General features: G+C 39.4%; 6 protein-coding genes. 2 read left to right on the top strand and 4 right to left on the bottom strand.

Annotated features, from left to right (window positions below):
- Window positions 1-60: 60 nt before the first annotated feature.
- Together V7L20_RS18280 and V7L20_RS18285 are read right to left on the bottom strand one after the other, a co-directional pair.
- Window positions 61-387, bottom strand: coding sequence for an AAA family ATPase (locus V7L20_RS18280; protein ID WP_334745451.1), 327 nt, complete (start codon window positions 385-387; stop codon window positions 61-63).
- Window positions 388-1,257, bottom strand: coding sequence for an AAA family ATPase (locus tag V7L20_RS18285; RefSeq protein WP_334745446.1), 870 nt, complete (start codon window positions 1,255-1,257; stop codon window positions 388-390).
- A gap of 359 nt (window positions 1,258-1,616) precedes the next feature.
- Here V7L20_RS18285 and topA point away from each other — a divergent pair, with 359 nt between their 5' ends.
- A complete protein-coding gene (gene topA / locus V7L20_RS18290) occupies window positions 1,617-3,782 on the top strand; it encodes a type I DNA topoisomerase (protein WP_334745447.1) in 2,166 nt (721 codons plus the stop codon).
- 60 nt (window positions 3,783-3,842) lie between these two features.
- Here the strand turns inward: topA and V7L20_RS18295 are convergent, their stop codons facing one another.
- Together V7L20_RS18295 and V7L20_RS18300 are read right to left on the bottom strand one after the other, a co-directional pair.
- Complete coding sequence (locus V7L20_RS18295) at window positions 3,843-4,961, bottom strand: hypothetical protein (protein WP_334745448.1); 1,119 nt, start codon at window positions 4,959-4,961, stop codon at window positions 3,843-3,845.
- A 161-nt stretch (window positions 4,962-5,122) separates the two neighbouring features.
- The gene (locus tag V7L20_RS18300; RefSeq protein WP_334745449.1) at window positions 5,123-5,641 is read right to left on the bottom strand and encodes a phosphoribosyltransferase; all 519 of its coding nucleotides are present in this window, start codon (window positions 5,639-5,641) and stop codon (window positions 5,123-5,125) included.
- A gap of 217 nt (window positions 5,642-5,858) precedes the next feature.
- Here V7L20_RS18300 and V7L20_RS18305 point away from each other — a divergent pair, with 217 nt between their 5' ends.
- Window positions 5,859-7,307, top strand: a complete 1,449-nt coding sequence (locus V7L20_RS18305) for an MFS transporter (RefSeq protein WP_334745450.1) — start codon at window positions 5,859-5,861, stop codon at window positions 7,305-7,307.
- Window positions 7,308-7,673 lie beyond the last annotated feature (366 nt).

A 7,673-nucleotide genomic window follows, 5' to 3' on the forward strand; every position in this document is an offset into this window, starting at 1 on the left:
AGGGAAACTACAGGACGCAACGTGTAAGATTTAACTCTTATTCTTCTGCTTAATTGTTTGTTACATACTTATAAAATTTACCCACGACTTACTTAAATCTGTTGCCCCATATCTATTTTTTTCAGTAAACCAAATTTGATCTCTCCGAAAAAGCTTATTGTTAAGTAAATTGGTATCGTGAGTCATGAATATTAACTGAGCATTATTTGGATTTGTTTCGTTAGAATTAAACAATTCCACAATTGCACGGCTGATTAAAGGATGAATTCTAGCATCGAACTCATCAATTATGAGAACTTTACCATTTTTCAGTGTGTCAACAAGAGGCCCTGCCAAGGCAAAGACTTTTTTAGTACCCTCCGACTCTTGCTCATCTAAATTAAAAATTTATGTAGATACAGGACTTCCTTTGCCATCAAATTTTTGGTGTATGGTTTGAACTGATGATAATTTTCCTTCCACATTTTTTAAAATTAAGCTCTTTAGTTCATCTGGTAATTCTTTAGGCAAAGAATCAGCAGTAATTTCACTTTCTTCCACCTTGACATCGCTAAATCCCAAATCTAATTTTTTTAGCAACTGAAAAATCTCATGTTTATTTTTGTTATCTATTAAACAACTAACTGTATATCCTCGATATCCTGTATCATTTAAAGTAGAGATAAGTGCGACTCTATTTGTTAGCAAATTTAAAATTGTCTTTGCAATCTCGACATTGAATTGAGCAGATACAGACAAGAAGAGGGCATTATCTCTTGTTTTTTGCTGAATACCATCAGCTTTATATGTTTTAGAAACACTAATCTTGTGCAGTTTACGCTCAAAAAGTTTAGTTTCTTTGGATTTAGGAACATAAAATAACCATTCAGAGATAACTTTGTCACGAGTTGCCTCGAATCCATATCTATATCTTTTTCTATTCATTAAAAATACTATTTCAAAAAAAGATGGTTTAGCTTCGGTTTCAGTGCTGAGTTGAAATTGTTCAACACCAATTTTTTCCGTGCTTTGAGTCTCTTTAGAAGAATTAATCATAAACCATCTCATGAAATTTAAAGCTGTAGCTAGGTTACTTTTACCACTAGCATTTGCTCCATATATTGCGGCGCTTTTAAGTAGTTTTAGATCATTATCTACTTCAAAAACGTTATTTTCATCAAGCTTTTTGTCTTTTGCAACAAGGTTAGCTGCCACCATACTAAAAGTGACTTGCTCTTTAAACGATCTGTAGTTACCGATACTAAATTCAATAAGCATAGCATGGAGTTTAGGCTTCAGACAGAAATCTGTGAATAAATCATAATTTACTGCTTTAAGAGTAGCAATAATTGGTCGAAAATGCTAAATTAAAAGATTGTTTTTACCGTGTACAGATGTACTGTTATTAAAATATGCAGCATAATAAACGCCTGCACCGGATGATTGACAGTTTCATTGCAAAAACTAACACTAGATACTTAGAAGTGACAAAGGTTTAGGTACAAGAAAATTACTTCACAGTTCAGCAATTTCCCAAGCTTTTTGGTACAGTATTTTAGAAAATCTATATCACGAGAATAGGCGATCGCTCAAAAGCAATTGCCAGTTTATTGCTCAGAATCAAGAATGCAGTTGCTATGATCAAACGCCTGCTTGTGGTGGAGTCTCCCGGAAAAGTTAAAAAACTCAGTCAAATTCTGGGTTCGGATTGGAAAGTTCTTGCAAGTTGTGGTCATATCCGAGAACTCAGCAATGAAGGAGATGATTCCTTGGGCTTTGTCATGGACGGCAGTAATGTGCGGTGCAATTACATCGCGCGTGACCAACGAGCGAAAGAAACAATCCAAAAGCTTAAGTCTGCGGTGAGGCAGGTTGATGAAGTTGTCTTAGCAACTGACCCAGACCGGGAAGGCGAAACGATCGCTTGGCATCTCAAAGAAACGCTGGGTTTAAAGGAACCGAAACGAGTAATTTATACTGAGATTACAGCATCGGCGGTGCAGAGTGCGATCGCTAATCCCAGAAAGCTAGACCAAAATTTAATCGGTGCTGGGTTGTGCCGAGATTGCCTAGATAAGTTAGTAGGTTATAAAGGTAGTCCTTTAGTTTGGGCATTGAATAACGGCGCTAAGAGTGTTGGCAGAGTCCAAAGCGCGACTTTGCACCTGATTTGTCAGCGAGAAAACGAAATTCTGACTTTTGTCCCCCAAGATTACTGGAGTGTCTGGGTAGATTATGCTGAAGGATTTCGGGCTTTTTACAAAGGTACGGTCGATTCTGCAAAAGATACAGCAGAACAAGAAACTGAAACTCATGATGATGCAAAGGTAGGTAATAGTCCAGAAACACCAGAGTCTAAACGTGTTCTTTCCGAAGCAGAGGCTACACGTTTAGTTGAAGAAGCACAGCGACATTCTCATCAGGTGATTCATTTTGAAGGAAAAATCGTTAACCGCCAGCCACCGCCACCATTTACAACTTCCAGCCTTCAGCAAGCAGCCGGTTCAAAGTTGAGGTTTGCTCCTGACAAAACTATGGTTGTTGCCCAAAAGCTGTATGAAGCAGGGCTAATAACATATATGCGAACAGACTCAGTAATGCTGAGTCCAGAATTTTGTGCCAGCGCCCGTAAATGGTTAGAGCAAAACGATCCGCAGAATGTACCGCCGCAAGTTGCCAAGCATCGCAGTAGCAAATCGGCTCAAGAAGCACATGAAGCCATTCGTCCCACGGATGTATTTCGCCCTTCAGTTCAATTGCGCTCTGAACTTCCTGATGATGAGTTTAATTTGTATGTGATGATCTGGAAACGGTCAATTGCCTCTCAGTGTCGTACTGCCCAATTGCGTAAAACTTTGGTGATTACTCAATCTGGTTCTTTACTGTGGTCGGCGAGAGGGCAAGTAATTGAATTTTACGGTTATGCTCGGTACTGGAACAATCTCAGCAAGGATAGTGTTTTACCTTCATTACAACAGGGACAAGCATTGAAACTGGAGAATGCAGGACATGAAAAGAAACAGACCCAGCCACCACCGCGTTATAGCGAACCCAAATTAGTGCAACTGATGGAACGTAAAGGAATTGGTCGCCCAAGTACTTATGCTCCTACTGTTGCTACCTTAAAAAAACGAAACTATGTCGAGTTGAAAAAAGACCATCTGCAACCGACAGTGTTAGGGTTAGAAGTTGATGCGTTTTTGCTCAAAGCACTGCCTGATTTACTAGAGGCGGAATTTACAGCAAAAATGGAAGATGCCCTTGATGCCATTTCTGAAGGAAAAAACTCTTGGCAGCATTATTTAACTAGTTGGAATCAGAATTACTTTATACCAGCACTTTCCAAAGCTAAAACTGTAGTTGCGAGTTCCCCAACAGGTAAAGCTAATGTGATAAGTGAGCGCAAATATGAAACTTCTAAGACTCGATGCCCTGAATGCAAAAATTTTCTTGCCAAAATTCCGAGTAGTAAGGTCAAAAAGAAATATTTCCTCAAATGCACAAAAGGCTGTGATGTCATACTATTTTGGAGCGACTTTAACAAAACTTGGCAGCCACCACAAACTAAAGCAGTCCAATCTGAGAATCAACAAAAGTCTCCCGTGAAAATGACGGAACATCCCTGCCCGGTATGTAAGAAACCTCTGGAAGAGTACAGTTATATCAAAGAGGGGCAGAGTAAGACAATGTTGCGATGTTCTGACTCGCGATCGCGTAAGGATACCAAACATAAAGATGTGGCTTATTTCAGTACGCCCAAAGGGTGGTGGAGTCCTAAGTTTGGGGAGATATCAAAAACTTAACTAAAGCTATCCTACTGATTTCACCTTTAAACAAAAAAATTTACCTGATAACGCCTTTAACTAGCCAAGTTTGATACCCTGGTGGTTGAGTAGATTTATCAACAATTTTTTAAATACACCAGTTAAGAAACCAATAACAGGAGTAGGAACAGTTAGGAGATATCGGCGGAAAGTTTTGATATCGAAGGGCCAAACGGGCAACTCATCAGTCAAAGTGTATAAAGTGCGTAGCTGCTGAATTTTTTCAGATTTTTTCTTGAAAGCTTCTGTGTCTTCAGCCAGACTAGTATAAATCCCTGAATAATCTGCTCGGAATTGTCGAGCAATTTTATGTAGAGACTCTTCTTTAGCTCTTTTCATCCCGCTATTTGCTGCCAGCAATGGTCCAAAAAAACATCCCATTGATGTAAAAATATACAATGGAATTACCAGATGAACGAACCAGAATCCTTTTCCGACATTTTGTGTAATAGCCTGATACTCAATCACGCCAATCAAGATACCCAAAACACCAACTAGATACGCAGTTTTAAGCGAATAATCACTCAGACATCGAAGACCGCCACAGCGATCGGGATGAAGAGGATTAATATCAAGATCCTTGTTTCCTAAAATTCGATAGAAAATCCAAATATTTGTAATCAAATTAAGGACAAGTATACTACCCATATATACGACTGCAAATGTGGCGATCGTAACAGTCAATTTTGGCAGAAGACTAGAGCTAGTCCAACTTTCTTCTAATTTAGGTCGGGTTATAAAGACAATAGTGCTGAAAAAGAGAGCGCTGGCAAGTGCAGAGAGTTTGCGCCATTTTTGAGAATAGAGGTTAAGAACAAATTGATCAATCTGAAAAAAGTCAATTTCTAATACGTCAGATTTTTCAAGCTCTTGAATTACTTTATTGATCGCTTGAAAACTCCACAAGTAATATCCCAATGTTATTGGATTAATGAAAAGTCCTACTAGCCAGGGAATCCAGTCTCCAAGCAACCCCATTTGCTCGTCCTTAGACCATAATGTATCACTTATCCATGCAGTAAAAAAATAAACTACAGTAGCGGTAATTGCTGCCAACAACCCGAAAGTTAGAGGAGAAAGACGAAATTTTTCAATTACTAGATACGCAACAGGATCAAATCGGTGAAGGTTTCGTTTGTGCGAAATATTGTTTATCATTCTTTGTTTAACAATGAGTCAGGTAAATAACACCATATATATTTATGAGAAAATGTGCCAATTTTGGCAAAATGTACTAACAAACCGGATGAGCCGAAAAAGCCTACTCCATAACCATTTTGAATTCTGAATTTAAATTCGTACGTAGAAAATATAAGTATTTATAAAAACTTAATTGACTTAGTAGCAAGTTCTGCGGGGTTTAGATTTTCGTAGTGTTCAAAGGGTTGGTGAATCCAGGGGTTATCAGCCAAATAATCGACATAATAATCGGGTTTTAGAACTGAACATGCTTTATACCAAAGTACGGCAGTGCGAATTTCCTCAATTGAAGAATCATTATTTTGCTTGAGCCAAGGTATAGTTTGTTCCAATGTGATTCCAGAATCTACTAAATCATCCACTAGGAGAATGCGTGAACCTAATTTTTCGGTGGTCATTGTCAAGTGCTGGGAGAAAATTAAATTACTTCTTTCTTGCTTACCAATGCCACTGTAAGATGAGGTTGCTAAAATTGCCAGTGGTTGCTGGTATATACGGGAAAGAATATCTCCAACTCGTAGTCCTCCTCTGGCAAGACAGATAATCTGGTTAAATTCCCAGCCTGATTGATAAATCTGAATAGCTAGTTGTTCGATTTTTTGGTGATAATCTGACCAAGAAACATAAAGGTCTGGCATAAGTCTAACGGGAGTGGTAGATAGCTAGTATTGAAGGCGATGTCTACGATGGTCAACCCCTTCGGGGAAGTCAAAAGTCAAAAGTCAAAAGTCAAAAATTTACCAAGCCCCTAAATTTATTTATGGGCTTGTACCTTTTTCTTTCTGGTCATTGAGCTTACCGAAGTGCGGGTTACACCTACGCAAACTTTTTATTTTAGTATGAGTGCAAGTTATTATGAACGATTCTGCTGATAGCGATGCCCAACGAGATATTCTCAATGAAAAACTCGACTTAAAAACAAAGCTGGCTTACGGTGCAGGAGATTTAGGCCCGGCAATTACTGCAAATATCTCTGTCTTTTATCTGCTGATTTTCTTTACCAGTGTCGCTGGTATCCCTGCGGGTTTAGCTGGCACTATTTTAATGATTGGCAAAATCTGGGATGGCATAAACGATCCGCTTGTGGGGTTCCTGACTGATAAAACGAAATCTCGTCGCTGGGGCCGTCGTCTTCCCTGGATGTTTTATGGAGCAATCCCTTTTGGAGTTTTCTTCTTCTTACAGTGGATTGTACCGCAATTTAGTGCAAATCAGAGTAATAATATTTGGCAGCTGTTCTGGTATTACGTAGCTATTGGGGTGCTATCTCAGTCCTTTTACACGGTTGTGAATTTGCCTTATACGGCGATGACTCCAGAATTAACTCAAGATTACGACGAACGCACCAGCCTTAACAGCTTTCGCTTTACATTTTCCATTGGTGGCAGCATTCTGTCATTGATTATAACGGGAATTGTTTTTTCGCAGATTGCCGATCGCCAACAACGATATCTTGTTTTAGCAGCAATTTGTACGGTAATTTCGATTTTAGGATTATATTGGTGCGTTTTTGGAGTCCGCGATCGCATCTTGGCTTTTGAGGCCAAACGCATCCAAACTGAAGAACCTGCATCTCTTCCCTTCTTTGAACAGCTAAAAATTGTCTTTAGTAACCGACCCTTTTTATTTGTTATTGGTATATATCTTTTTTCTTGGCTAGGTGTGCAGATTACAGCCAGCATTATTCCCTATTTTGTAGTCAATTATATGGGTATAAAAGAATCAGATGTGCCCCCAGTACTAATTGCAGTCCAAGGAACTGCTTTATTGATGCTATTTGTCTGGGGGGCGCTGAGTAAAAAAATCGGAAAAAAAGTTGTTTATTTTCTGGGAATGAGTTTGTGGATTATAGCAGCTGTCGGACTATTTTTCTTACAACCCGGTCAAATAGTTTTGATGTATGTGATGGCTGTCATGGCTGGTATTGGTGTATCCACAGCTTATCTAATTCCCTGGTCAATGATTCCAGATGTGATTGAATTAGATGAACTCCAAACTGGACAACGCAGAGAAGGCATTTTTTATGGGTTCATGGTTTTGCTGCAAAAATTTGGTTTGGCTTTAGGGCTATTTTTGGTGGGAAATGCTTTGCAAGTATCGGGTTTTAAAGAATCTGTAGCCGGAAGTCCACTACCTAGCCAACCAGAATCAGCACTGTTTGCTATTCGCATTGCTGTTGGGCCTATACCTACAGTTTGTTTGATTTGTGGCTTAGTTTTAACGTATTTTTACCCAATTACCCGCGAGATGCACGCAGAAATTATCCTGAAACTCAAAGAACGGCAAGAGAAGAGGGGGAGTTAAAAAAGCAGGGGAGGCAGAGGGAAAAGAATTTTACAGCAGAATTCATGTTTTTGTTCCACATCTGTCGTAGGGGCGCAAAGCCTTGCGCCCCTACCGCGTGGTATATTTACTAATGTTTTCCAGTCTTTGATACGCTCCTGTAATCGGGCATATTCATCGGCAATCGATTCAACTACTGCATCCAGCACGGGGTAGCAAGCCTCGGACACCACACCTAATCCTTTATAAAGCGCGATCGCCTACCTTAGCGATCATCTATTAATAACTCGTTGACGAAGCTCAAAGGTTCATCGACGAAGCTCAAAGGTTCATCGACGAAGCTCAAAGGTTCATCGACGAAGCTCAAAGGTTCATCGACGAAGCTCA

Origin of the sequence: Nostoc sp. (genome assembly GCF_036916735.1) — a bacterium.
Lineage (GTDB): Bacteria > Cyanobacteriota > Cyanobacteriia > Cyanobacteriales > Nostocaceae > Nostoc.